A 24,995-nucleotide genomic window follows, 5' to 3' on the forward strand; every position below is an offset into this window, starting at 1 on the left:
CGGTGATCACCCCCCGCACCCCCCCTTCCCGCGAGCGCGTCGCACACCACTACGATGAGCTCGACCCCCTCTACCGCCGCCTCTGGGGGGAGCACCTGCACCACGGCCTCTGGCGCTCGGGTCGCGAGTCACCCGCGAGCGCGACGCTGAGGCTTTTAGACGAGGTCGCCGCGCGCGCCGCGCTGCGCCCCGGGATGGCCGTGTGCGACGTCGGCGCGGGGTACGGCGCCACCGCGCGCTACCTGGCGCAGCGGCTGGGCGCCCACGTCACCGCGCTCACCCTCTCGAGCGCCCAAGCCGCGTACGCGCGCGCCCAACCCCTCGCCTCCGGCGCCCCGCCCCCGCGCTACTTGCTCCGCGACTGGCTCGACAACGGCCTGCCGGACGCCGCCTTCGACGCGGTGCTGGCGCTCGAGAGCACCGAGCACATGCCGCTCGCGCCCTGCTTGCGCGAGGTCTACCGGGTGCTCAAACCGGGCGGCCGCTTCGTCGCCTGCGTCTGGCTCGCCCGCGAGGGGGCGGGGGCGCTCGAGGTGCGCGCCCTACTGGAGCCCATCTGCCGCGAGGGCCGCCTCGTGGGGCTATGCAGCTTGCGCGAGTACGGTGCGGCGCTCGAGCGCGCCGGCTTCGCCGTTAAGCGCGCCGACGACGTCAGCCCGCTCGTGCGCCGCACCTGGGGGGTGGTGCTCGGCCGCCTCGCGTGGGGCCTGCTCACGCGAGGCGAGCTCTGGGCGTATCTGCTGGGCGCGGGGCACCTCGAGCGCCCGTTTGGCGTGACCGTGCTGCGGTTGTGGCTCGCCTACCGCACCGGCGCGCTGCGCTACGGGATCTTTAGCGCCGTGCGGCCCTAGCGGTCGCCCCGCGCCGTGGCCCGTGGCTTGTAGCCCGTGGTCCACCAGCCACAAACCACGAGCTACAAACCACGATCCACGAGCCAAGCTACATCGGCTCGCTCAGCGCGGGGCGGTCGTAGAGCCTTCGCGCGGTGCCCACGCGGAGGTTGAACCGCGCCTCGTCGCTAAGAGCGTCCAGAAAGGGGGTAAAGCGTGCCATGGTGCTTGCCAGACGGTCAAAACGCCCGAAGAGGTCCGAACCCAGGCAGAGGCGGTCGCTGTAGCGCTCGGTGAGCGCCAGCCAGGCGTCGTCGGGCACCCCGCCGGGGCAGACGAGCGTGTCGAACACGAGCCACGACAGATCGCCGTAGAGGTTGGGAAAGCGCTCCAAAAGCCCCGCGACGTAGGCGGCGTGGTCGGGCAGCCGCACGCGCCGCGAGAACCCGAGGTGCGCCCACACGAAGGTCGTCTCGGGGTGCTCGGCGAGCGCCCCTATCAGCTCGCCCTCGTATAGGGGCACCTCCCGCCCGATGGCGGTGATGTCTTGGTGCACCAAGACCGGCAGCCCGCGTTCGCCGGCGAGCGCGTAGACCCCGTGGAGCGCCGGGTGGTTCGCGCGCGGCGGCTGCCCGTAGAGCAAGTTCGTGAGGTCGTCGTGGCGCAGCAGCAGCTCGCCGATCCCGCGAAACACCCCCGGGTAGAGCTTGATAAGGCGCTGCACGTGTTTAAGCGCGTACTTGTCGACCGGGTTGAAACCGCACAGCAGCGGGATGAAGCGCGCGCGCTCCTCTGCGGAGAGCGCGAGGTAGCGCTCCGCGACGAGCGCGTCGGTGAGGCTGTAGGGATAGAGGCGGGCGTTGTCGGCGAGGTAGTAGTCGGGCCCCTGCGGCTCCCACTCGGCCCACTCTTTGGTCACGGGCATCCCGAAGATCACCGCGCGTTCGACCCTAGCCTCGTCCATACGCGTCAAAAGCGCCCGCAACCCGTCGGACTCCTGCAGAAAGTCGACGACGTGCAGGTGCGCGTCGAAGGTCTCGTAAGCGGGCGTGCTCACCCCTCGCGCCTCGCGCTCACGGGTTGGGCGGGTTGTAGGCCAGGATGATCTGCCCGTCGATATACATGCGCAGCTCGGCCTCGCCGAAGACGACGACGGTGTCCGAGACGGGTTCGTCGGGCCCCATCTGCCGGTCGATGGCGACGCGCTCCCCCTGCTCGTCGGTGATCTCGACGCGAAAGGCGTAGGCGCGCCCCCGCAAAAAGCCGTAGTTGGCCGGGTCGTATTCGATGGGGATCGCGCGCCCTCCGATGGGCACCGCCGCCTCCGGTGGGGTCTGGTCCGGAGCGTCTGGCGCCGCAGCGCCCGCGGCGGTGTCCGCGCGGGGGCCCTGCAGGGGCCCTCCGCGCGGCGGCGGGGCGGGTTCGGGGGCCTCGAAAGCTGTGACCTCGCCGTTAACGGTGAGCGCGACGGGGCTCCCCCAGAGGGTGTAGTCGGAGGGGGTAACGGCTGTGACGCCGCGCGGCCGGCTGGGGTCAAAAGAGGTCTGCAACGGGCCGACGCGCAGCCCGGCGGCCGAGAGCCGCCGCGCGGCGGCCTCGAGCGGGAGACCGACGACATTTGGCACGCGCACCACCTGCGGGTTGCTGACCGACGTGTAGAGGGTGACCTGCGTGCTTAAAGGCACCCGCTCCCCGGCGGCCGGAAGCTGCGCGTGCACGCCGGGGGGGCCGAGCCGGCTGGGGATCACCTCGATGCGGCGAAAGCCGAGCGCGAGAAGTTCGTCGCGCGCCGGTGCCGCGCGGCGACCGACGAGGTTGGGCACGGCCACGGTCGGCGGCTCGGGTCCGCGCGACACGACGAGGCTCGCCGTGTCGTGCGCGCTCGCCGCGCCCCCCGCCGCGGGCAGCTGCTCGAGCACCGTCCCTGCCGCTTCCGGCGCGTGGCGGTAGCGCAGCTCGGTGACCGTGAGCCCCGCCTCGGCGAGGAGGGTTTCGGCCGCCTCTTGGGGGGCGCCGACGACGTCCGGCACGTCCCCCCGTTCGGCGGCGCCGATGCCGAGCGACACGCTGCGCCCGCGCCGCACGGCGGTGCCCGCGTCGGGGGTCTGCGACACGACGCCCCCAGCGAGCGCGTCGGGAACGGTTTCGGTGTAGGTGCTGACGGCGAACCCGAGCGCTTCGAGGGTGCGCGTCGCGTGCGCCGCCTCCTGGCCGAGCACGTCGGGGATCACCACCTCATCGACCTGCAAGTAGCGCGCCGCCGACAGGGCGATGAGCCCGGCGAGCGCGAGCAGCAGCCCTAGCGAAAGCAGCGCGCGCACCAAAGGGGCGCGCTTTGCGGAAACGACCACCCGCCGAGTCTAACACGGCGCGGCGGGTCGTCGCGCGGCCGTTATAGTAGCCTTATGGATCCCCGCCCGCCCGCCCCGCCGGACCCGCTTTTCAGCCTCGCAGCGCTCCCCGAAGGCCTCGAGCCCGAGCTCTCGGCGCTCGCGCAGCTTCAGCGTGCGGGGCTGCCCGTCGCGCCGCTGCGCGTGCTCTCGCCGGACGCCGAGGAGGCGTTTTACCGCCTCAACAACCTCCCCGCGCAGCTCCTGAAGCTCTTCTCCGGCCTCGACCTCACCGACCCCGACGAAGACGACCTCGAGGAGCGCGCGCCGGAGGCGCAGCGCCTCATCAAAGCGCACTTTCTGCTCGACGAGTTTATCGACGCCTTTTACGCGGGGCTCGCACCGCTGCCTTCGCAGCTGCGCCTGCGGCGCGCGACCCCCCCGGGCGGTCCCTTGGAGTCGGGGCAGGTCGCCCTCAAAGGGCGCCCGGCGCTGCTCGCGCTAAAAAACCTCTGGGCCGAGGATTGGTCCGTCGAGGCGCTCCTAAGCCGCACCGCCGCGACGGCGTCGGTGGGGCTCGCGGCGCGCGCGGTGCTCCTCGTCGCGCCCGAGCAGGCGCCTGCGGAGGCGGCTCTGACCGCCCGCGCGGCCGAGGTCTTGGGTGCGCCCCCCGTCCTGACGGTCGCGCCGAGCGGGATCACCGGCGTGCAGCTCGCGCGCTGAGTCGGCTGCGCGACGCGCGCGCCGCGACGCGAAACGCTAAGGTGTAAAGACAAAAGCCCTCGCCGCGCCCCGCGCCCTAGGCGGCGAGGTCATCCGAAGGAGGCGCCATGCCGTGGCTCGTCCCCCGCGCGCTCCCCCCCGAAGGGGAGCGGGTGCTCTCGCGTTTTCTCGGCGAGCTCACCGAAAAGCTCGACGATCCTGCTCTCGACCGCAACGAGGTCGTGCGCGACACCCTCGCCGAGGTCCTCTACGCCGCTCCCTTTACCGAGCTCGCCGAGCGCGCCCCGCTGGCGGCGTTTGCGCTCGACCCGCGCAACGTGACCTTCGAAGCCGAACGCTACGTCGTCACCGACCCCGAGCGCTTCGCGCGGGTGAAACCGCTGCTCTGGCTCTGGAAAAGCCTCGACCTCACACCCTTCGGGCAGTCGGTCGAGAGCGGCCTCCGGTTGCGCGCCCTGCTCGCTGCGCGCGTCTTCGCCCACGCGGGGAAAAACCTCAAGATCTTTCAAAACGTCGAGGTCTCCGTCGGCTACAACCTCTGGGTCGGCGACGACGTCACCATCCACCGGGGCGTCTTTATCGACGATATCGGCGGGGTGACCTTGCACGACGGGGTCAGCTTGTCGGACTTCGTCAACGTCTACTCGCACACCCACAGCGTGCTCGAGTCCCCCGACGTGACCCTTAAAGAGACGGTCATCGGCAAGGGGGTGCGGGTCGCTTACCACGCGACCGTTTTGGCGGGCACCGTGCTCTCGGACGACAGCATGGTCGGGGCGATGGCGCTCGCCACCCGCGACCTCGAGCCGCACGTTATCGGCCTCGGGATCCCGGCCAAGGCGCGCGTCTGGAAGGAGCGCGCGGGCGACCCGCGCTTCGCCTCACTCGTCGTCGACGCGCGCACCTACGCGCGCAAGGCCCCCGTGCGCGCCAACCCCGACTTCCGCACCGAGGAGCCCGCCGACCCGGTCGAAGAGCCCTCGGTGTAGGCTACTTCGCCGTGGGGGCGCCCGTGTGGAGGGTCTCGAGCGCTTCGGCGAGCGCCTCGAGGGAGCGCGGTTCGAGGCGCGCCAACGCTGCGATCTCGGCCTCCGGCACCCCCGCCTCGAGCAGGGTGCGCCGCAAGTCGCGAAAGAGGCGAGCGCGATACTGCGGGTCGATGAGCGCCCGGTTAAAGGCGAAATTCAGTGCTCTGCTGCGCATGACGAAAGGCCCCCCCTAGCGTGGTCTACACCGCGGCGGTCTCGAAGAGGATTATTTGGACTCTAGCACACGCCTCTAGGCGTGTACATAGATACTTTTGTCCTCGAAAGAAGGCGCTTCGCCCGCCATCGTCACCGAGCTCAAGGGGATACAAATTTCACGAGCAAGGGTATTGTGAAAAGTTTCTTTTTAGCATGGAGCCACGTCACGACCTCCAAGCACCGGTCTACAATACGGTTATGCCGCACTTTGCACTCATCAAGCCGACCGAACTGGCGCACCTGGCCGAGCTGAGCGAACGTCACGAGGAGCTGATGCAGCAGCTGCGGGTGGGGGAGGGGACGCCGAACGTCCTCAGCGCGCGCGAGCTGCAGATCGAGGCGCGGCAGCTGCGCCAAGAGACCCTCAAGGTGCTCGCGGCGCTCTCAAAAAAGATCGAAGCGCTCGGTTAGGCTGCCGTGGCGTACCGCCTCGAACCCCACGAACCCCTCTCCGAGGGTCTCCGGCGCGTCGCGGCGGCGGAGCTCGCGGGGGCGCGGGCGTCATTAGAGGCGGCGCTGCGCTCGCTACCCGACGGAGCGGACGCGGACCGCGACGCCCCGATCCACGACGCCCGCAAGCGCCTGAAAAAACTCCGCGCCCTCGTCTACCTCGTCCGCGACGACCTCGGCCGGGCGCCCGCAAAACGCCTCAACGGGCGCTTGCGCGAGGCGGGGCGCGCGCTCTCGGCGCTGCGCGACGCCGGGGTGATGCTTAAGACGCTGGCGGCGCTCGTCGCTGCCGACGCTGCTCCCCAGCCCCCCGAACGCGCCCAGCGCGCCGTTAGGCGCGCGCTCAAGCAGCACCAGCGCGTGGCCTTCGACCCAGTGTCCACGCGCCAGCGTCTGGAGAGCGCCCTGGCGGGTGTCTGCAGCGTCCAGGCCGAGGTCGCTACCTGGCCCCTCGCCGACCGCTGGGAGGGGGTTGGCGCGCGCCTTCGGCGCGGCTACCGTGAGGGGCGGCGGGCAATGGCGAGCGCGTACGGCGAAAGGCAGGGCGACCTGACGGACGAGCGCTTTCACACCTGGCGCAAGGCGGTTAAGCGCCTGTGGTATCACCTGCGGCTCCTGCACCCGCTCTGGCCACCGGTGATGGGCGCGTACGCCGCCGAGGCGGAGGCGCTCGGGGAGCTCCTGGGCCGCGACAACGACCTCGCCGTCTTGCTGCGTTTTCTCGCCGCCGATCCCGAGCGTTTCGGCGGCGAGGAGGCGGTGCGGGCGTTGGTCACCGCGGGCGCCGCTCAGATGAGCGCGCTTCGCAGCGCCGCAGCGCCCCTCGGCAAGCGGCTCTACGCGGAGCCCCCCGAGGCCTTTGCGCGGCGGCTGGCGGCGCTCTACGAGGTGATGCGTGACGGGTGACCTCGCAAAGAATCATTTCAGCAAAGAATCATTTCACGAGCAGTGGTGTCGTGAAAGTTTTCACTTTTTCCCCACCAAACCCGCGCCATCACGCACTCTCTTCCCCCCGCCCCGCTTAGGCTGCAGCTGGAGGAACCCATGTCACTCCCCGGCCCTCACCACGTCAGCCCCCGTTACCGGCACCTCTGCGACCGCTGCCACTGCCTCGGTCACATGAGCCTCAACGGCAAGAGCGCCGACCTCTTCGTCTGTGACGGCGTCGCGATCGCGCGTTTTAGCGACCAGCCAGAGGACTACCTCGCCGCGCACCTCAGCAGCCTTTCGGCTCACTCGGACGTCTTTTTGCTAGCCGCGTTTCGGCTCTACCTCGACGCCCGCGGCGAGACGGCGCCTCGCAGCGCGCTGCGTCACGGGCCGACCCCACCCCTGCAGAGCTAGGCCACGGGGGGCGCTCACGCCGCCCCGGGGGCTAGCGCTGCGGTGTCCGGAGGGCGGCGCGCAGCACCTCGAGGACGAACTGCACGTCGCCGCGGGCGCGGTGGCTCGCGTAACATTCCAGCAGCTCCGAGAGCCCCTCGTCGGCAAGAGCGCGGTGCAGGCCGTAGCTCCGCCGCCCGCGCGCGCGCGCGTAGAGCCGCATGGCGCAGGCGAAAAGGAGCCGCGGGTGGGGAAGACCCCAGGCGGCGCTCGTCGCCTCGAGCATCCGCGCGTCGAAGGGCGCGTTCCAGGCCAGAACGGTCGCCCGCTCGGCGAGGCGCCGCAGTTCGGGGAGCACCTCGGGCCAGGTCGGTCGGTCGGCGAGCTCGGCGAGCGTGATCCGGTGAACGCGCGCGGCGTAAGGGTTGAGCCGCATCACCTTGGGCCGCACGAGGGTGTCGAGCAGCACCTCGCCGCGGGTGCTCAGCAGGGCAAGTTCGATCACCTCGGCGCTTTTGAGGCCGGTCGTCTCGGTGTCGAGGATGAGGACGTCGTCGCGCGCCAAAAGGGCGGCGATCGCCGCCAACGCGCGGCGCTGCTCGGGTGATGGGGGGGTGCAGCCGCAGCGGGCGTGGCGGAGCGGGCGGCCGCAGCGCGGGCAGGGGAGATGCGGCGTGTCAGGGAGCACCCTTTACTATAGCGCCCAGGGCCCTTCTCGCACGTCTTTCGTTCGCTGCGGGAGTTTCCCGCCGACACCCGCGGCGCTCGCGGGGCGAGCGTTCGGGGTAGACTCTTGGCCATGCGCCCCGAGCGCCATCTGGAGGACGTTATGTGCCCACCTACCCCCGAAACGCCCCCACAAGCCGAGCTCGGACTGATCGGACTCGCCGTGATGGGGCGCAACTTGGTCCTCAACCTCGCCGACCACGGCTACACGGTCGCCGTCTTTAACCGCACCACGCAGCGGATGACGGACTTTCTCGAGGGCGAGGCCAAGGGACGCAGCGTCGTCGGCTACGAGCGGCTGGAGGACTTTGTCGGCGCGCTCGAGCGCCCCCGCAAGGTCATGCTGATGGTCGAGGCGGGCCGCGGGGTCGACGCGGTCATCGGGGCGCTCCTGCCGCTCCTCGAGCCCGGCGACGTCATCATCGACGGGGGCAACTCGAACTTTCTAGACACCCGCCGTCGGGAACGCGACCTGCGCGAACGGGGGATTCACTTCCTCGGCGTCGGCATCTCCGGCGGCGAGGAGGGGGCGCGCCACGGCCCCTCGATCATGCCGGGCGGTTCGCGCGAGGCCTGGGAGCTCGTCCGCCCCATCTTGCAGCGCGTCGCCGCGCACGTCGGGGGCGCGCCTTGCTGCGACTACGTCGGCGAGGACGGCGCGGGCCACTTCGTCAAGATGGTCCACAACGGGATCGAGTACGGCGACATGCAGCTCATCGGCGAAGCCTACGACCTGATGAGGAGCGTTCTCGGCATGAACGCCGATGAGCTCGCCGAGACCTTCGCGCGGTGGAACGAGGGGCCGCTCAACTCGTACCTGATCGACATCACCGCGACCATCTTCCGGGTTAGAGACCGCGACGGCACCCCTTTGGTCGAAAACATCCTCGACGTCGCGGGGCAAAAGGGCACGGGTCGCTGGACGGTCGTCGCCGCGCTCGAGGAGGGGGTGCCGCTCACGCTGATCGCCGAGGCGGTGTTCGCCCGCTCGCTCTCGGCGCTTAAGAGCGAGCGCGTCGCCGCCGCAGCGCACCTCACGGGGCCGGCGCCGAGCGCCGCGCCGGAGCGCGAGGCGGTGCTCGCCGACCTCGAGGCGGCGCTCTACGCCGCCAAGATCACCTCGTACGCGCAGGGCTACATGCTCCTGCGCGCCGCCGCGAAGACCTACGGTTGGTCGCTCAACTACGGCGGCGTGGCGCAGATGTGGCGCGGCGGCTGCATCATCCGCTCGGCGTTTTTAGACCACATCAAAGCCGCCTACGACGCCGACCCCGAGCTGCCCAATCTGCTCCTCGCCCCCTACTTCCGCGACGCCGTGACGCGCGCGCAGGGCGCGTGGCGGCGCACGGTCGCTTTCGGCGTGCAGCACGGGGTGCCGCTCCCCGCCTTCGGTGCCGCGCTGGCTTTTTTCGACGGTCTGCGGCGCGCCACGGGGCCAGCCAACTTGCTCCAAGCCCAGCGCGACTTTTTCGGGGCCCACACCTTCGAGCGCGTCGACGGCCCGCGGGGCACCTTCTACCACGCCGATTGGCTGGGGCAGGGCGGGGGGACGTCGGACGGCGGGGGCGCGTAAGCGTTTTGTGAGCCGGCACCTGCTAGGCTAACGGCATGCCCCGCCCCGCTGCCGCCCCCGAGCGCGCGCGCCTCGCCGCGCTCGCCCGGCTGCGCGCGGCGGGGGGCGTGCCGGTCGGGCTCTACAAGCCTCTGCTGGCCCTCGGAGCACACGCGCTGGGCACCCCGATCGCCGCCGTAGGGCTGGTCGACGCCGCGCAGGTCGCCTTTCCGGTGGCACTCGGGTTGCCGGCGGGGTTTACAGCGCCCCGCCTGGACGCCTTCTTGCACCCCGCCCCGCTCGTCGTAGGGGACGTCAGCAGCTCCCCGGACTGGGCCGCGTCGCCGCTCGTGGGCGCGTTGGGGGTGCGCTTCTACGCGGGAGCGCCCCTGCGCACCCCTGCGGGGCAGCTCGTGGGCGCGCTGTCGCTGATGGACCGGGCGCCGCGCGACGCGAGCGACCTGGGCGGCGACCTCTTCGCACTCTTGGAGGCGCTCGCCGCCGCGGCTACGGCGGCCCTCGAGCGCCCCGGGCCGAAGCGCCGCGCCCGACCGGCAAACCCCCCAAGGGCCGAGGTGCTCGAGCTGATCGCGCGCGGCGCCCCCCTGCCGGCGGTGCTGCTGCACCTCACCCGCGCGCTCGAAGCGGCGCAGCCGGGTCTGTGGGCGTCGGTGTCGCGGCTCGAGGGAGGCAGGCTGCTGCTCGAGGTCGCCCCGAGCCTGCCGAACACCTTGGCGAGGGCGCTCGAGGCGTTGCCGATAACCCCGCGCGTCGGCGCTCTGGCGGCGGCGGCGCGCGGCGAGCGGGTGTTAACGGCCGACGTCCGCTCAGACCCCTTGTGGCACCCTTTCCGCTTTGCGGCCCTGCAGCACGGCCTGCACGCGGTCTGCGCCGACCCCATCGTGAGCGACGAGGGGGAGGTGCTGGGGACGTTTCACCTCTACAGCCGCGAGGTCGCCGGCATCACCGAGGAGCGCTTACGCGACCTGCGCGAAGCGGCGCAGCTCGCGAGCCTCGCGCTGACGCGCGAGCGCCTGCAGCAGCGGTTGCAACACCAAGCGCGGCACGACCCGCTGACGGGGCTCCCCAACCGCGCCCTGATGCACGAGCGCCTCGAGCAGACCCTCGCGCACGCCCAGCGCACCAGCGGCGTCGTCGCCGCGCTGCTTTTGGACCTCGACGACTTTAAACGCGTCAACGACGCCCTCGGCCACGCCACCGGCGACAGGCTGCTGCAGGAGGTCGCCAGGCGCCTCCGCGCGGCGGTGCGCGCGCTCGACACGGTGGCGCGCCTCGGGGGCGACGAGTTCGTCATCATCGCCCCCTTAGCGGCCGCCGAGGACGCCCCCGCGTGCGCGCAACGGGTGCTCGAGGCGCTCCGCCCCCCCTTCAAGGTGCAGGAGCACACCTTCGAGATGCGCGCGAGCGTCGGCGTCAGCCTCTACCCCTGCGACGCCCAGGACGCCGAGACGCTCCTGCGCGCGGCCGACAGCGCCCTCTACGCGGCGAAAGGGGACGCTCGGGCGAGCTTTCACCGCTACCAGCAGGCGATGACCGAGACCCTGGAGACGCGGCTCACCCTCGAGGTCGCGCTGCGCGAAGCGCTCGCCGTAGGCGCGCTCGAGCTCTTCGCGCAACCGCGGTTTGCCCTCCGCACGGGGGCGGTGGCCGCCTTCGAGGCGCTGGTGCGCTGGCCCCACCCCGAACGCGGCCTGCTCTTGCCGGGGTGCTTTTTGGAGGTCGCCGAGAGGGGGGGTCTTATGGCCTCCCTCGACGCGTGGGTTTTCGAGCAGGCCTTGGTGCACCTCAGCCGCTGGCAGCGGCTGGGGCTCCCGTACCGGCTCTCGTGCAACCTCTCGGCGGCCTCGTTCCGGCGCGGCGACGTCGCCGCGGGGCTCGGGGAGCTGGCGGGACGTTACGGGGTCGATCCCGCGCGGCTCGAGCTCGAGGTCACCGAAGACCTGTTGATGCACGACCTCGACAGGGCGGCGCAACAGCTGCGTCAGCTTAAGGCGCAGCTCCCGGGGCTCCGGGTCGCGCTCGACGACTTCGGACGCGGGTACTCCTCACTCGCCTACTTGCGCCACCTCCCCCTCGACACCCTCAAGATCGACCGCGCGTTCGTCGCCGACCTCGCAGCGCCGAACCTCGCTGCGCCACGCGTGCGCGAGGGCGCCCCGCGCACCCAACGGACCGCGCTCGCGGTGATCCGCGCGGTCGTCGCGCTCGGGCACGAGTTGGGGTTGAGTGTGGTGGCCGAGGGGGTGGAGTCGGCGGCGCAGCTCGGCATGCTCACGGCGCTCGGGGTCGACGAGGTGCAGGGGTTTTTCGTCGGCTCCCCCGCGCCACTTCGTGAGGTCGCCGGTGCAGGCGCGGCGCCAGTCCCCGACGCGTAGCCGCTTACCAGTCCTCGATCCCCTCGCCGACGACCTTGTCGGCCATCTTCGCGTAGCGCCGCGCGGTGTCGACGCTCGCCTGGCGTAGGTGTTGCGCGACCCGGCCGAGGTCTCGAAACTGCCCGTAGACGCGCGTCCCCGCCCCGTGGCGCAGGCCGTGCACCTCGCGCCCCTCGTACACCACCCCAGCCCGCAGGCAGAGGCGCTGGAAGCGCTCGCGGGCGCGGTAGGCGCGAAAGGGGAGGACGTAACCCTGCGCCGCGGGGTCGCCCGCGAGCCGGGTTTCACGTAGCGCTTCGCGTAGGCGCCGCGTCATCGCGACGCGGGCCGTTTTGCCGCCCTTGCCGCGGCGCACGACGAGCTCCTTGGCGCGCCAGTCGATGTCCGACCAGCGCAGGGCGGCCATCTCGGCGATGCGCAGCCCCGCGTGCGCCCCCAAAAGCACCATCACCCTGTCCGGCCCCTCGGCGACCCCCAAAAGGGCCTCGACCTCCTCGGGGGTGTACGCCCCCCGCTTTTCCCAAGCGGGCACCGGGTCTTTGGCCGCTTTGACGTTATCGAAAGGGGTCGCCGTCGTCGCCCCCGACCAGCGGAGCGCCCGGTAGAGGGCGCGCGCGGCGGCGAGTTTGGCCTGCACCGTCGCCGGGCTAAGCCGCTTGGGGGTCCCCGTGCGGGGGCCCAAGACCGGTTCGCCGGTCTGCCGGTCGCGCAGCGTGCGCTGCTCGAGGCGCCGCACCCAGATCACCCCCGCGTCGCGGCTCGGCCGCAGGAGGTTTTCGCCCCCCCAGTCCTCCACGAGGTCGCGCACGCCGCGCCGGTAGCTCTCGCGGGTGCGCGCGCTGAGCGCCGACCCCTTGGCGCCGTGCAGCGTCAAGTAGGCGTCGGTGAGCGCCCAGAGCGCGTCGGCGTCGCGTTCGGCGGCGGCGCTCATGGCGCGCCGTTTGAGCTCGTCGGGGGGCAGCGAGGCCCATGAGATCGCCTGCTCGAGCGCGTCGCCGCGGTAGCGCTCGAGCGCCTCACCGCTCGGGGTATCGGCGGTGGTGCTCGCAGCGCGCGCGGCGCGTTCAAGGGCCCCCAGCGCCTGTTGCGCCATTTTCCGGACGCGCTCACGGCTGACGCCGAGCTCGAGGCTGAGCTGGGCGAGCGTCGCCTCTTTGGCGCCGCCGAGTCCGAGGAGCCGCGCCAGAACGTCGCCGTGGCGCGGGGGCACGGCGACGTTCAACGCGCTGAGGAGAGCCTCAAGGGCCGCCAAGCGGGTCGGCGTCGCCCGCAGCTCCCTGAGACTGGGGACGCCCTCGCCAAAGAGGGTGGCGTAGATCTCTCGAACGTCGTTCGGCGGTCGTGCTCTTGGTGCCACGGTGACCCTCGCTCCCTAGGCGCGCCCTGACCCTAAACGCTGTCGCTTTCTCGGCGCTGCGTCTACGGTAAGCGGGTTTGTCGGATTTGTCAACACCTACCCACCTAATCAGCCTTAGGTGGGGGTGTTGACAAGCCTACAGGCCGTCGCACGCCCTACGCTGAGGTGTGCTGAGTGTATGGGTACCCGCACCCCGAGCGCAAGCTCGAGGTAACACCCTGTGAGCACCCCGTCGTCGGTCGTCAGGGGTCAGTGGTCCAGGAGCCAGGGGGCGCTCGCCACCGGCTCGAGGCGCCGCTGGCTGCGGTACCTGCAAACCGAGGCGCTGCCCCGGTGCCTCTTAGAGCGTCGGCGGGTGTTACGAGGGCACGGGTGTTACGAGGGCCCCTCGAGCGGGCCTCGCTGGCCCGGTGACCCCCAACGCGCACGGTAGGTGGGCGCCGACCCTGCGGGCCCCGCGCGCCAGTGGCATGCACCTCGAGGCCCAACGCGCGGCGCTCGTCGGCGGGTGCACAGGGGTGGACGAGGGAGCGGGCGCGCAGCTCGAGCTTGTCTTTCGTACGTCGCTGCGACGTTGTCTCGGGCGTCGTGCGGCTCTACACGCCCCCGATCGCTGCCAGCAAGGGGGGTGCCCCTTTGGCGCCAGCGCCGCCGCGTGCTTCGGCCGCTCTCTTTGAGGGTGCGAAAGTGATTTGTTTCACGTTACTGTGCCCGTGAGGGAACGGGTTCCTTCTGACCCGGACTGCGGGTCGCGGTCCTGCTACCATGGTGCATCATGGTGACGTATGGCCTCTAGCGTCGACCTCAACGCCGACCTCGGCGAGGCCTTCGGGGTCTGGCAACTCGGTCAGGACGAGGCACTGATGCCGCAGCTCACGTCGGCCAACCTCGCCTGTGGCTTTCACGCGGGTGACCCCCTGACGATCCGGCGCAGCGTCGCGCTCGCCCGAGAGCACGGGGTGCAAATAGGCGCGCATCCCGGCTTTCCCGACCGGGTCGGTTTCGGCCGCCGCGACCTCGCCGCGACCCCCGAAGAGGTCTACGCCGACGTGCTCTACCAGCTGGGGGCGCTCGAGGCCTTTTTGCGGCCCCACGGCGCCAAGCTGCACCACGTTAAGGCGCACGGTGCGCTCTACCTCAAGCTGCACGCCGACCCCGCTATCGCCGAGGCGGTCGCGGCGGCCGTGGGCGACTTCGACGCGTCCTTGCCGCTCGTCTTGCTCGCCGGAGCGGGCGGTGCGGAGGCGGCGCGCGTCGCGCGGGGGCGGGGGCTCAGGGTGGTCTTCGAGGCCTTCCCCGACCGCGCGTACGTCGCCGGCGGCCGCCTCGCCCCGCGCGCGCTCGCCGGAGCGGTGCTCCATGACCCCGAGAGGGTCGCCGAGCGCGCGGTGCAGATGGCTGCGGGGAGCGTCACCACGCTCGAGGGGGACACGGTGGCGCTGGAGGCGGGGACGCTCTGCCTGCACGGCGATCACCCGCGCGCGGTCGAGAACGCGCGCGCGGTGCGCCGCGCGCTAGCGGCGGCGGGCGTGCAGGTCGCCGCCTTTTAGCTGGCGTGATGGCGCTTTACGGGCTCTACAAGCGCTTCGCCAGCCCTACGGACCCGCCCGACCGCGCGGTCAGTGCCGCCGTGCAGGGACTCGCTCGAGCCCTCCTCGAGGCGCCCCTGGCGGGGGTTACGGACCTCATCCCCGCCTACGCGTCGCTCTACGTGGAGTTCGACGCCACGCGGGTGAGCGCGCAGCGGGTGCGGGCGTGGTTAGAGCGCGGCGAGCGCGTCTCTCCCCCACCTCCCAGCCGCACCGTGGAGCTAGCGGTCCACTACGACGGCCCCGACCTCGCGAGCGTCGCCGAGCGCACCGGGCTCACGGTGGACGAGGTCGTCGCGCGGCACGCAGGCCGCGCCTACTACGTCTACGCGGTGGGGTTTACGCCGGGCCTCGCCTTTATGGGCGAGGTCGACCCCCAGCTGCAGCTCCCGCGCCGCCCGAAGCCGCGAGGCCGCGTAGCGGCGGGGAGCGTCGCCATCGCGGGCGCCCAGACGACCGTCTACCCCGTCGCGTCGCCGGGCGGGTGGCACCTCCTGGGGCGCACCCTGGAGCCGGTCTACGACCCGCACGCGCGCGAGCCGCTGCGGCTCGCGGCGGGCGACACGGTGCGCTTTCGCCCCTCACCGATCCCGCCCCACCACACGGGCTTGGACGAGCGGCCGCTCGAGCTCCTCCCGGAGGGGCCGGAGCGGCCACTTTTGCGGGTGCTCGAGCCCGGCCTCCTCGACCTCGTCGTGGACGCGGGGCGCTTTTGGGCGGGGCGTTACGGCTTCGCCCGCAGCGGCCCCCTGGACGCGCGTTCGGCGGCGCTCGCCAACCGCTTGGTCGGCAACCCGCCGGGGGCAGCGCTCCTCGAGCTGAACGCGCGCGGCGGCCTCTACGAGGCGCTCGCCGCGGGGGTGCTCGCGTTCGCGGGGTACGGTCTGCGGCCGCTTCGCAACGGCGAACCGATGCCGCCCTTTACGAGCTTCGCGGTGCGCGAAGGCGACCGGCTCGCCTTCGCGCCGACCCCCCGCGGTTGCCGGGGGTACCTCGCCCTGGCCGGCGGCGTCGAGAGCGGGCGCTTTCTGGGGAGCGCGGCGGTCGACCTCAAGGGGCGGATCGGCCGCGCGCTGCGCGCCGGCGACGTGCTCGGCACCGCGCGCAGCGCGCCCGTCCGGCCGGGCCGGAGCTTCGTCCCCCACGGTGAACCGGGGCCGGACACGACCCTGCGGGTGCTGCCGGGGCCGCAGGCGAGCGGCGAGGCGCTCGCCGCCCTCACGGCGGGGGCGTTTACCGTGGTGCGCGCCGACCGGATGGGGGTGCAGCTCGGGGGCCCGCCCGTCCCCGGGGGCGAGGTGCGCTCCGAAGGGGTCCCCCTCGGGGCGGTGCAGGTCCCGCCGGGGGGTGAGCCCATCGTCCTGCTCGCCGACCGCGGTACGATGGGCGGCTACGCCAAACCGGCCGTCCTCCACCCCGCCGACCTCGCGCGCGCGGGGCAGCTGCGGCCGGGGGACCGGGTCCGCTTTCGGCGCCTCGCAGGGGGGGCGTAGCGTGCGCGTGACGCTTCCCGTCTTCAACGACCGCGGCTTGGCGGCGCTCCAGGGGCCGCTCGAGCCCTACCTCCGCCCGGAGGACACCCTCATGCTGGTCTCGGGCAACGTGGACAAACCGCTCTCGCTCCCCTGGCTGGAAGCGACCCTGCCGGCGCTGCGCGCTCTCCCCCCGCAGCGCCTGCTCGCCGCGACCGCCGGGCACGCGCACCTCGCCGCGCTCGCAGACGCGGGGCTTAAGGTCGCCGGGCTCGTCTACATCTACGAACCGGGCTTCGCCAACGTCCCGGAGTTTTCCTGGGAGGCGCCGCGAACGCTGTGGGCCCTGCAGGAGGCACGCGCCCTCGCCCAGGGCTACCCGCTCGTCTTCAAACCGACCGGCCGAGCGCTGCTGCAGGGCTACTTGAGGCGCTACGGTTGGCACTACGGCCGCTTCGCCGAGCGCTGCGACGCGCTCTTCGTACAGACCCAGACGTACTGCCGCGCGGGGACCTTCGGCGCGGCGCTCGAGAAGCTGGCGCGCGAGTGCGCCGCGCACCTGGACCGGACCTACGTCCAGGTCACCGCCGACCCGGCGGCCCCCAACGGCGTGCCGAGCGCGCAGGCGCTTGCGTGTCTGCGCGCGGCGCACCCCTTCGCGGGGGCGACGCTCTGGTGGTCGCCGCGCGCGCAGGACGCGGTGCGCGCCTGCCTTGCCGCGCTGCGCCCCTAGCAATCGTGGGCTAAAAGCCGTTTGTCACGCGCTTTAGCGGGTACACTTGGCCCACCACGCGACCCACATGCACACGGTACGCGCCGCACACCAAACACGCTCGACAAGACGGGGTGCCGCACGGCTTGGGTGGCCTGGTGCGAGATGCCTTGGAGAAAGGGAGCCTATGCCGAACCCCAGCCGCAGAGCCCGCTTCGCCTCACTCGGCGCCTTGGCCGCGCTCGCGCCGCTCGCCGGCGCGCAGACCCTGACCGTGGCGACCCACTACCCCCCCGAAAACGTCGCGGTGTTAGAGCCCTGCTTCGCGCGCTACACCGAGGAGACGGGCGTGCAGATCGTGCACCAACAGATCCCCTACGGCGACTACCTGCAGACGATCCTCACCGCGCGCATCGGCGGGCAGACGCCCGACATCCTGCACGTGTACTCGATCTGGGCGGCGCAGCTCGTACATAACGGCATCCTGGCCGCTCCACCCGAGGAGACGCTGGCGTTTATCCGCGACAACTACGTGGCCAACACCGTCGACGCCGTCACCATCCAGGGTCAAGTCTGGGGGATCCCCACGGAGGTCTCGAACTACCTGCTGGTGTACAACAAGCGCCTCTTGCAAGAAGCGGGGTACGACGCACCCCCCAGCACCTGGGACGAACTACTGGAGATCGCCGAAGCCACCACCGAGCGTGACGCGCAGGGGCGCCTGACGCGGGCAGGTTTCGCCTTCGGGCCGACCGTGGCCAACGTCGTCCACCCCTACCTGACGCTGCTCTACTCCAAGGGCGTGGACCTCTTTACCGAGGACTTCTCCGCCACCAACCTCACCACCCCCGAAGCGATCGAGGCGCTCGAGCAGCAAGTCCGCCTCTTCGAGGCGGGCGTCGCGGACTTTAGCCTCCCCGTCGCGGAGTTTCAGGCGGGCGACGTGGCGATGACGATCCAGGCGGTCTGGACGAAGGGCGGGCACCGCGAGGCGTTCGGTGAGGCCTTCGAGGAGACCGTCGGCGTCGCTCCTATCCCCATGGGCGACGCTTGGCGCAGCCTGCAGTACGCCTTTTTCTACGGGGTCGACGCGGGGAGCCCCAACCAAGACGAGGCGTGGCGCTTTTTGGAGTGGCTCAACACCGCTCAGGAGGCGGGAGAGACGTCGTGCATGGGCGCGATGCTCGTCGACTTGGGGGCCCTAACCGCCAACACCACCGATATCGAGGCCGCCCAGGATGAGCTCGGCGACGCTTTTAGCGCGCCTTTTGTCGAAGCGTTGGCGCGTTCGGTCACCGAACCCAACGTGATCCAAGCCGCCGAGATCCAGGCGATTTTGCAGACCTATATCGAACGCGCTTGGCGCGGCGAGCTGAGTCCCGAGGCGGCGCTGACCCAAGCTGACCAGGAGATCAGCACCATCCTCGCCGAGTTCTACTAGCCCGTGGCCTCGCCGTCCGTCCAGCGAAGGGGTGCACCCCAGCGGGCGCGCCGCGCCGCCCTGCCGCAAAAGGCGTGGGCGCCCTACGTCTTTTTGCTCCCCGCGCTCGTCTTTTTCGTGGTGTTCTTTCTCCTGCCGGTCCTTTTCTCCTTGTACCTCACCTTTACGAGCTGGAACGCCCTCTCTCCCCCGCGCTGGGTGGGGGGGCTCAACTACCGCTTTCTCTTGACCCAAGACCCCGCCTTTTACACCACCTTGCGTAACACCCTGGTGTTCGCCTTCGGCACGGTGCTTTTAGGCATCCCCATCGCCCTGGGGTTCGCCTTTCTCTTTACCCGCAGCCGCTACAAAGCTCTCTGGCGCGCCCTTTACTGGCTGCCGATGGTCACCAACGTGGTGGCTATCGCCTACTTGTGGCAGTTTATCCTCGACGGGCGCTTCGGGCTCTTTAACCGGGTGCTGGGGTGGGTGGGGATCACCGGCCCCAACTGGCTCACCACGCCGGGGTTCGACATGGCGGCGGTCATCATCGTCGCGGTGTGGGCGGGGTTGGGGCAGAACATGGTGCTCTTCTCGGCCGGTTTGGAGGGGATCGACGGGTCGTACTACGACGCCGCACAGACCGACGGCGCGGGGCTCTGGGCGAGCTTTTGGCACGTGACCCTGCCGCTGTTGCGCCCCACGCTGCTCTTTGTCAGCGTCACGAGCTTTATCGCCGGGATGGGGTCTTTCGCCCTCATCTTGGTCCTTACAGGTGGCAACCCCAGCCCGACGACGAACGTCACCGCCCTTTACATGTACCAGATGGCCTTTCAGGACCTGCGCCTCGGGCGCGCGTCGGCGGCGTCGTTTCTGCTCTTCGTGGTGATCTTCCTCCTCACCCTCGTGCAGCTCCGGCTCTTTCGGCGCGGCGGCGTGGAGGCGTACTGATGGCCCGTCGGCTCCTCGTCGCGGCCCTCAAGTACGGTGCGCTGCTGCTCGGCGCCGCCCTGATGCTGCTCCCCTTTTTGGAGATGTTCGTCGGTGCGCTCCGCACCCCCGCCGAGCGCTTCGCCCGCCCCCCCGTGTTCTGGCCGAGCGATCCGCAGTGGGGGGTCTACGCGCGGGTCTTTAGCGAGTTGCCGATGGGGCGGTGGTACCTCAACAGCCTCATCGTGTCGGTGAGCGTGACGGCGATCCAGCTCCTAACGAGCGCGGCGGCGGGGTTCGCGCTCGCCAAGTACACCTTTCGCGGCCGCGCGCTCCTCTTTCGCACCATCTTGTCGGCGCAGATGTTCCCCTTTTTCCTCTTTCTCATCCCCATGTTTTTCCTGATCCGCTACTGGCCGCTCGCGGGGGGCAACGACCTCTTCGGGGGGGGCGGCAACGGGCTACTGGGCACCTACGCCTCGCTGATCCTGCCCTTTACGATCACCTGGTACGGCATCTTTTTGATGCGGCAGTTTATGGTGACGATCCCCGACGAGCTTCTCGACGCCGCCCGCATCGACGGCTGCTCCGAGTGGCGCATCTTTTCGCACGTCGTCTTGCCCCTCGTTAAACCGGCCCTGGCGACCTTGGGGATCTTCTCGTTTATCTACCAGTGGAACGAGTTTATCTGGACGGTGACGGTAACCCGCACCGCCCCCCAGCTGCAGACGCTGCCCGTGGGGATTTTCCTGATGAGCGGGGCTTACAACACGGTCGCGCAGGAGTCGTTTCGGCAGGCCGCGCTCGCTGTCTCTATCGTCCCGTTGGTGGTGCTCTTCTTGTTGCTGCAGCGCTTTTACGTCAAGGGCGTGGTGATGTCGGGGCTCAAGGGGTAGCTGCGTAGCTGCAGACGCCTGCGCGGCGTACCGGTGGTGCACCATAAAAGCGTGGCCTCCCCGACCCCCGACACCGAGCTCTCCCCCGGGCGGATCCTCCGCTACCTAGGTTCTGTTGACACTTTAACGAGCGTAGATGCTAGAAATAGGTATGAGCACGGTAGAACTCAGGCAAGACCAGTGGCGAAAAATCCTCAAGTTTCTACGCGAGCACCCTCGGGTACATGTGGGCAAAGCGCGTAAGTGCAAACGCTTTATCGAGGCTGTGATGTGGATGGACCGCAGCGGCGCACAGTGGCGCTTGTTGCCAGAGAAGTATGGCAGTTGGAACAGCGTCTACAAACGCTTTGACCGCTGGAGCGAGCGGGGAGTCTGGCATGAGATGTTCGAGCATTTTGCCGCCGACCCCGATATGGAAAGCGTAATGATTGACAGCTCAGTGATTCGCGCACATGCTTGTGCTGCGGGCGCACCCAAAGTAAAAGGGGGCAAGAAGCGCAAGCCCTCGGTTACAGCAGAGGTGGGTTCAGCAGCAAGATTCACGTAACCGTCGATGCTTTGGGCAATCCTTTGCGTCTCTTGCTCACGGCAGGTCAAGCGCACGAGGCACCTCACGCTGAGGCCTTGCTGACGGGGTACGAAGCCGACTTCGTTCTTGGCGACAGAGGCTACGACGCCGAACACATCCGCACCACTATCGCCGAGAACGGAGCACAAGCGGTTATTCCACCCAGGTCAAATCGCAAAGACCCCAGCGCGTATGACCCGGAGCTTTACAAAGAACGCCACCTCATCGAATGTTTCATTGGCAAGCTGAAACACTACAGACGTTGCTTCTCGCGCTTCGACAAGCTCGCTCGCAATTACCTCAGTTTCCTCCATTTTGCCTCTACCCTCATCTGGCTACGGTGAAACGTCAACAGAACCTAGACACCTTCGTCAGCCTGGTCTTCTTCGCCAAGGTCGGCAACGTCGTGTGCGCTCGCGACCGGCTCGCCTGCCTCAAATGGGGTAGCTGCTGCGTTGGGAGCGGCTCGACGGTAGGTAGGTTTAGTGATTTATTTCACGACACTCCTGCTCGTGAAAATTTTGTCTTCTACGCTTCGAGCACCACCGCCTCCGCCGCGGTTGCAACGTAACCGACGTCCCCTTCGCGTAAGGGGCACACCGGGCCCGTGTGGACGGTCAGCACGCACGGCTCTTGGGCGCCGACGAGTTGGCACGTGTAGGTGAGGTCGTGGCCCTTAAAGGCGCGGCTCAAGACCCGCACGGGGGCGCCGCGGGCACAAAACTGGAGGCATTCGGGGCGCAACGAGAGCAGTACGGGCCCTTGGGCCGGGCGCGAAAGCTCGAGCGGCCCGACCGGCGTGTGCGCCACGCTGCCCTCGGCGATCCCCTGCAGCAGGTTCGTCGCCCCCAGAAAGCTCGCCACGAAGGCGTTGCGCGGGGCGCGGTAGACCGCTTCGGGCGCGCCCATCTGCTCCAAGCGCCCCTGGCGCATGATCGCTAGGCGCTCGGCAAACGTCATCGCCTCCTCCTGGTCGTGGGTCACCAGCAGCGCGCTAGCGCCGCTCGCTTTGAGGATGCGGCGCACCTCGCCCCGGGTCTCCTCGCGCAGCGCGGCGTCGAGGTTGCTAAAGGGCTCGTCTAACAGGAGCACCTCGGGCTCCGGGGCGAGCGCGCGCGCTAGGGCCACGCGCTGCTGCTGCCCGCCGGAGAGCTGGTGTGGGTAGCGGTGGCCGAAGTCCTGCAGGCCGACGAGCGCCAGCACCTCCTCCACGCGCGCCCGGCGCTGCCGCCGCGGGAGTGCGCGGAGACCGAAAGCCACGTTGTGCAACACGCTGAGGTGGGGAAACAGGGCGTAGTCCTGAAACACCACCCCGAGGCGCCGCGCTTCGGGGGGGAGCTGGCGCTCGGGCGTCGCCACGACCGTTCCAGCGACCGCGACCTCCCCCTCGTCGGGCACCTCGAAACCCGCGAGCAGCCGCAGCAGGGTCGTCTTACCGCACCCCGAGGGTCCCAGGAGCGCGACGAGTTCCCCCCGCGCGACCTCGAGGTCGACGCGGTGCAGAGCGGGCGGTTGGGAGGCGCTGTAACGCTTGGAGAGGTGGCGGACGGCGAGCACGGGCGCTTCCATGGGGGGCAGTCTACCAGATATCCGAGTGTTTTGCTGCAGTTTTAAAGATGCGTGCTGCAGCGGCTTCTCGCCACTTCGTCGGCGCAAGAGGGGTTGACACCCCGAGGGAACGGCTGCTAGAGTCCAGGTGCCCAATATCCGACCTTTCTACTCGGGTATTGGCAGATCTGATAACACGCCGCACCGCACGGTGTCGGCGCGAGGAGGACACGCATGCCGCTTTTTCGGGTGACGACCGCCGTAGTGCTCGGGGCGCTGTTGGGCGCCGCGCTGGCCCAGGACCTGACGGTCTACTCGGGCCGCTCGGAGGACTTTATCGCCCCCTTGGTCGAGCGCTTCGAGGCGGAGACGGGGTTACAGGTCGACGTGCGCTACGGCAACACCGCGGAGCTCGCCGCGACGCTCCTCGAAGAGGGGGCCAACTCGCCCGCGGACGTCTTTTTCCCGCAAGATGGCGGCGCGCTCGGGGCGGTCGCGCGCGAGGGGCTCTTCGCCGAACTGCCCGGTGAGCTGTTGGAGCGCGTCGACGCCCGCTTCCGCTCCCCCGAGGGGCTCTGGGTCGGGGTCACGGGCCGCGCCCGCGTGCTCGCGTACAACACCGACAGCGTCAGCGAGGACGAGCTGCCCGCGAGCGTCTTTGAGCTCACCGAGCCCCAGTGGCAGGGGCGCGTCGGTTGGGCGCCGACGAACGCCTCGTTCCAGGCGTTCGTCACCGCCATGCGGCTTTTGGAGGGCGAGGCGCGCACCCGCGAGTGGCTAGAGGGGATGCTCGCCAACGGCGTGCGGGCGTACGAGGGCAACACCCCTATCCTCGAGGCGCTCGGCCGCGGGGAGATCGACGCCGGCATCACCAACCACTACTACCTCTACCGCTTTCTAGAGGAGCAGGGCGAGAGCTTCCCGGTGCGCAACCACCTCTTCGAAGGCGGCGACGTCGGCTCGCTCATCAACGTCGCCGGCGTCGGCGTGCTCGCGAGCAGCGACCAGCGCGAAAACGCCGAGGCGTTCGTGGCCTACCTTTTAGAGGACGACGCGCAGACCTACTTTACCGAGACCGTGTTCGAGTACCCGCTCGTCCCCGGCATCCCGACCAACGAGCTTCTGGTACCGCTCGAGGAGATCGAGACACCCGAGATCGACCTCTCGAACCTCGACGACCTCGAGGCGACCCTGGAGCTCCTCGAGGAGGTCGGTGCCCTTTAAGCGCGGGAGCATCAGGAGCGGGCGGCGTGCCGCCCGCTTTCGCCTTGCGCTGAAGCGGGGCAGCGCTGACGTCGGTACCCACACGGGCGCCCGCGTCAAGTGGGGGGCGTTGTGAACACCCCGTCACCCGTTAGGGCGCGCCTGTGGCCCGCCGGAGCGCGCCGCCCCCCCCTGGTGCTCCTCGTACCGAGCCTGCTCGTCACGGCGCTTATGCTCCTGCCGCTGCTCTACCTGCCGCTGCGCGCCCAGGACGCCTCGGGGGGGATGCTCGCCTACCTCACCCGACCGCGCACCTTGCAGATCCTGTGGAACACGCTGCTGCTGGTGACCAGCGTGTCGGTCGCGAGCCTCGTCATCGCGCTGCCGGTTGCCTGGCTGACGCTGCGCACCGACCTCCCCGGTCGGCGGGTGTGGCTGGTGCTGGCCGCCTTGCCTTTGGTGATCCCCAGCTACGTCGGGTCGTTTGCCTATATCTCGGCGTTCGCCACCGGCGGGCTGCTCGCTTGGCTCCCCGTGAGGCTCCCCGCGCAGGGCTTCTGGGGGGCGTTTACCGTCCTTACACTCTTTAACTACCCCTATCTGCTGCTCGCGCTGCGCGCCGGGATGCAGGGGCTCGACCCGAGCTTGGAGGAGGCGTCGCGCAGCCTCGGGCACACCCGTTGGGGGGTTTTCTGGCGCGTGACGCTGCCGCTGCTGCGCCCAGCCATCGCCGCGGGCACGGTGCTCGTCGCGCTCTACGTGCTCTCGGACTTCGGCGCCGTGGCCATGCTGCGCTACGACACCTTTACCCGCGCCATCTTCGTGCAGTATCAAAACTCGTTTAACCGCGCCAACGCCGCGCTGCTCGCCCTCGTGTTGGTGGCGCTGATGGTGCTGATCCTGGCGGCCGACCAGCTTGTACGCGGCAGCAAGCGCGTCGCCCGCGTCGGGTCGGGGGTGCGGCGCAAAGCGGCGACGGTGCCGCTCGGGCGCTGGAAGCTGCCCGCGCTGCTCCTAATGACGCTGCTCGTCGGTACGGCGCTCGTCGCCCCGCTCTCGGTCGTCGGGGTGTGGTTCTGGCGGGGCGTCGCGGGCGGCCAAGCGCTCACGTTTAGCTGGCCGAGCGTGTGGAACACGGTGGGCGTAAGCGCCGCGAGCGCCCTTTTAAGCGTCGTCGCGGCGCTCCCCATCGCGGTGCTCGCGGTGCGCTACCCGTCGCCCTGGAGCGCGCTCGTCGAGCGGCTCTCGTACGTCGGCTTCGCCCTCCCCGGGGTGGTCGTGGGGCTCGCCTTCGTGTTTTTCGGGGTGCGTTACGTGCCCGCGCTGTACCAGACGCACGCGATGCTGCTCACGGCCTACCTAGTGCTCTTTTTGCCTCAGGCGGTCGCCAATGTGCGCGCCTCGCTCGTGCAGCTAAGCCCCAACCTCGAGGAGGCCGCCCGCAGCCTCGGGCGCAGCCCCTGGCGCACGCTCGTCGAGGTGACGCTGCCGCTCATTCGCGCCGGGCTCTTAAGCGGCGCGACGCTGGTCTTTCTGACCACCATGAAAGAGCTCCCCGTCACCCTGATTTTGCACCCGACGGGTTTTGAGACCCTGGCGACCAACGTGTGGCAAAAGACCTTCGGCGCCTTTTTCGCGCAAGCCGCGCCGTACGCGCTGGCGATCGTCGCCGTGTCGGCGGTGTCGGGGGGGCTGCTGCTCTGGCGTGAAGGGCGGTCGTAGCGCC

The 24,995-nt window shown here is 70.1% G+C and carries 22 protein-coding genes and 1 pseudogene; 17 read left to right on the forward strand and 6 right to left on the reverse strand.

Annotated features, from left to right (window positions below; genetic code table 11):
* Positions 1–2 precede the first annotated feature (2 nt).
* Positions 3–851: an SAM-dependent methyltransferase gene (locus TRAD_RS07500; protein WP_013178002.1), complete on the forward strand. Its 849-nt coding sequence runs from the start codon at positions 3–5 to the stop codon at positions 849–851.
* 88 nt (positions 852–939) lie between these two features.
* On the opposite strand, the gene TRAD_RS16320 is transcribed toward TRAD_RS07500, so the two are convergent.
* Both TRAD_RS16320 and TRAD_RS07510 read right to left on the reverse strand, forming a co-directional pair.
* A complete protein-coding gene (locus TRAD_RS16320; protein ID WP_013178003.1) occupies positions 940–1,887 on the reverse strand; it encodes an amidohydrolase family protein in 948 nt (315 codons plus the stop codon).
* A gap of 16 nt (positions 1,888–1,903) precedes the next feature.
* A complete protein-coding gene (locus TRAD_RS07510) occupies positions 1,904–3,181 on the reverse strand; it encodes a PASTA domain-containing protein (protein WP_041947190.1) in 1,278 nt (425 codons plus the stop codon).
* A gap of 54 nt (positions 3,182–3,235) precedes the next feature.
* Between TRAD_RS07510 and TRAD_RS15200 the strand changes: the two genes are divergently transcribed.
* A complete protein-coding gene (locus TRAD_RS15200) occupies positions 3,236–3,883 on the forward strand; it encodes a hypothetical protein (RefSeq protein WP_013178005.1) in 648 nt (215 codons plus the stop codon).
* Between the two features lie 107 nt (positions 3,884–3,990).
* On the forward strand, positions 3,991–4,872 hold the full coding sequence (locus TRAD_RS07520; protein ID WP_013178006.1) for an acyltransferase: 882 nt from the start codon (positions 3,991–3,993) through the stop codon (positions 4,870–4,872).
* A 1-nt stretch (position 4,873) separates the two neighbouring features.
* Here the strand turns inward: TRAD_RS07520 and TRAD_RS07525 are convergent, their stop codons facing one another.
* Entirely contained in the window at positions 4,874–5,086 is a 213-nt protein-coding gene (locus TRAD_RS07525) for a hypothetical protein (protein ID WP_013178007.1), read from the reverse strand.
* A 239-nt stretch (positions 5,087–5,325) separates the two neighbouring features.
* Here TRAD_RS07525 and TRAD_RS07530 point away from each other — a divergent pair, with 239 nt between their 5' ends.
* The 3 genes from TRAD_RS07530 (at position 5,326) to TRAD_RS07540 (ending at position 6,921) form a co-directional block, all read left to right on the forward strand.
* A complete protein-coding gene (locus TRAD_RS07530) occupies positions 5,326–5,538 on the forward strand; it encodes a hypothetical protein (RefSeq protein WP_013178008.1) in 213 nt (70 codons plus the stop codon).
* A 6-nt stretch (positions 5,539–5,544) separates the two neighbouring features.
* Positions 5,545–6,483, forward strand: coding sequence for a CHAD domain-containing protein (locus TRAD_RS07535; protein WP_013178009.1), 939 nt, complete (start codon positions 5,545–5,547; stop codon positions 6,481–6,483).
* 138 nt (positions 6,484–6,621) lie between these two features.
* Positions 6,622–6,921, forward strand: coding sequence for a hypothetical protein (locus tag TRAD_RS07540; protein WP_041947191.1), 300 nt, complete (start codon positions 6,622–6,624; stop codon positions 6,919–6,921).
* 31 nt (positions 6,922–6,952) lie between these two features.
* Here TRAD_RS07540 and TRAD_RS07545 read toward each other — a convergent pair whose 3' ends face one another.
* Complete coding sequence (locus TRAD_RS07545) at positions 6,953–7,588, reverse strand: 3'-5' exonuclease (protein ID WP_083770756.1); 636 nt, start codon at positions 7,586–7,588, stop codon at positions 6,953–6,955.
* A 141-nt stretch (positions 7,589–7,729) separates the two neighbouring features.
* On the opposite strand from TRAD_RS07545, the gene gnd reads away from it, so the two are divergent.
* Positions 7,730–9,199, forward strand: coding sequence for a decarboxylating NADP(+)-dependent phosphogluconate dehydrogenase (gene gnd / locus TRAD_RS07550; RefSeq protein WP_013178011.1), 1,470 nt, complete (start codon positions 7,730–7,732; stop codon positions 9,197–9,199).
* Positions 9,200–9,234: 35 nt separating this feature from the next.
* Entirely contained in the window at positions 9,235–11,574 is a 2,340-nt protein-coding gene (locus TRAD_RS07555; RefSeq protein ID WP_013178012.1) for a putative bifunctional diguanylate cyclase/phosphodiesterase, read from the forward strand.
* 4 nt (positions 11,575–11,578) lie between these two features.
* On the opposite strand, the gene TRAD_RS07560 is transcribed toward TRAD_RS07555, so the two are convergent.
* Entirely contained in the window at positions 11,579–12,931 is a 1,353-nt protein-coding gene (locus TRAD_RS07560) for a site-specific integrase (protein WP_013178013.1), read from the reverse strand.
* Between the two features lie 785 nt (positions 12,932–13,716).
* On the opposite strand from TRAD_RS07560, the gene TRAD_RS07565 reads away from it, so the two are divergent.
* From TRAD_RS07565 to TRAD_RS15695, 7 genes and pseudogenes are all read left to right on the forward strand, one after another.
* Positions 13,717–14,481: a 5-oxoprolinase subunit PxpA gene (locus tag TRAD_RS07565; RefSeq protein WP_013178014.1), complete on the forward strand. Its 765-nt coding sequence runs from the start codon at positions 13,717–13,719 to the stop codon at positions 14,479–14,481.
* Between the two features lie 8 nt (positions 14,482–14,489).
* On the forward strand, positions 14,490–16,013 hold the full coding sequence (locus TRAD_RS07570) for a 5-oxoprolinase subunit B/C family protein (RefSeq protein WP_013178015.1): 1,524 nt from the start codon (positions 14,490–14,492) through the stop codon (positions 16,011–16,013).
* Between the two features lie 7 nt (positions 16,014–16,020).
* The gene (locus TRAD_RS07575) at positions 16,021–16,725 is read left to right on the forward strand and encodes a hypothetical protein (RefSeq protein WP_148221201.1); all 705 of its coding nucleotides are present in this window, start codon (positions 16,021–16,023) and stop codon (positions 16,723–16,725) included.
* A gap of 166 nt (positions 16,726–16,891) precedes the next feature.
* On the forward strand, positions 16,892–18,145 hold the full coding sequence (locus TRAD_RS07580) for an ABC transporter substrate-binding protein (RefSeq protein WP_013178017.1): 1,254 nt from the start codon (positions 16,892–16,894) through the stop codon (positions 18,143–18,145).
* Between the two features lie 3 nt (positions 18,146–18,148).
* Entirely contained in the window at positions 18,149–19,075 is a 927-nt protein-coding gene (locus TRAD_RS07585) for a carbohydrate ABC transporter permease (RefSeq protein WP_013178018.1), read from the forward strand.
* Positions 19,075–19,950 carry a carbohydrate ABC transporter permease gene (locus tag TRAD_RS07590; RefSeq protein WP_013178019.1) on the forward strand — a complete coding sequence of 292 codons (876 nt, stop codon included), beginning with the start codon at positions 19,075–19,077 and terminating at the stop codon, positions 19,948–19,950. Before TRAD_RS07585 ends, TRAD_RS07590 begins: the two co-directional genes overlap by 1 nt.
* Positions 19,951–20,101: 151 nt before the next feature.
* A pseudogene (locus TRAD_RS15695) lies at positions 20,102–20,862 on the forward strand (IS5 family transposase).
* 184 nt (positions 20,863–21,046) lie between these two features.
* On the opposite strand, the gene TRAD_RS07595 reads toward TRAD_RS15695, so the two are convergent.
* Positions 21,047–22,087, reverse strand: coding sequence for an ABC transporter ATP-binding protein (locus TRAD_RS07595; RefSeq protein ID WP_013178020.1), 1,041 nt, complete (start codon positions 22,085–22,087; stop codon positions 21,047–21,049).
* Positions 22,088–22,300: 213 nt separating this feature from the next.
* Here TRAD_RS07595 and TRAD_RS07600 point away from each other — a divergent pair, with 213 nt between their 5' ends.
* Both TRAD_RS07600 and TRAD_RS07605 read left to right on the forward strand, forming a co-directional pair.
* The gene (locus tag TRAD_RS07600; protein ID WP_013178021.1) at positions 22,301–23,290 is read left to right on the forward strand and encodes an iron ABC transporter substrate-binding protein; all 990 of its coding nucleotides are present in this window, start codon (positions 22,301–22,303) and stop codon (positions 23,288–23,290) included.
* 111 nt (positions 23,291–23,401) lie between these two features.
* Entirely contained in the window at positions 23,402–24,991 is a 1,590-nt protein-coding gene (locus TRAD_RS07605; protein ID WP_013178023.1) for an ABC transporter permease, read from the forward strand.
* Positions 24,992–24,995: the final 4 nt, after the last annotated feature.

Source organism: Truepera radiovictrix DSM 17093 (assembly GCF_000092425.1).
GTDB classification, from domain to species: Bacteria; Deinococcota; Deinococci; order Deinococcales; family Trueperaceae; genus Truepera; species Truepera radiovictrix.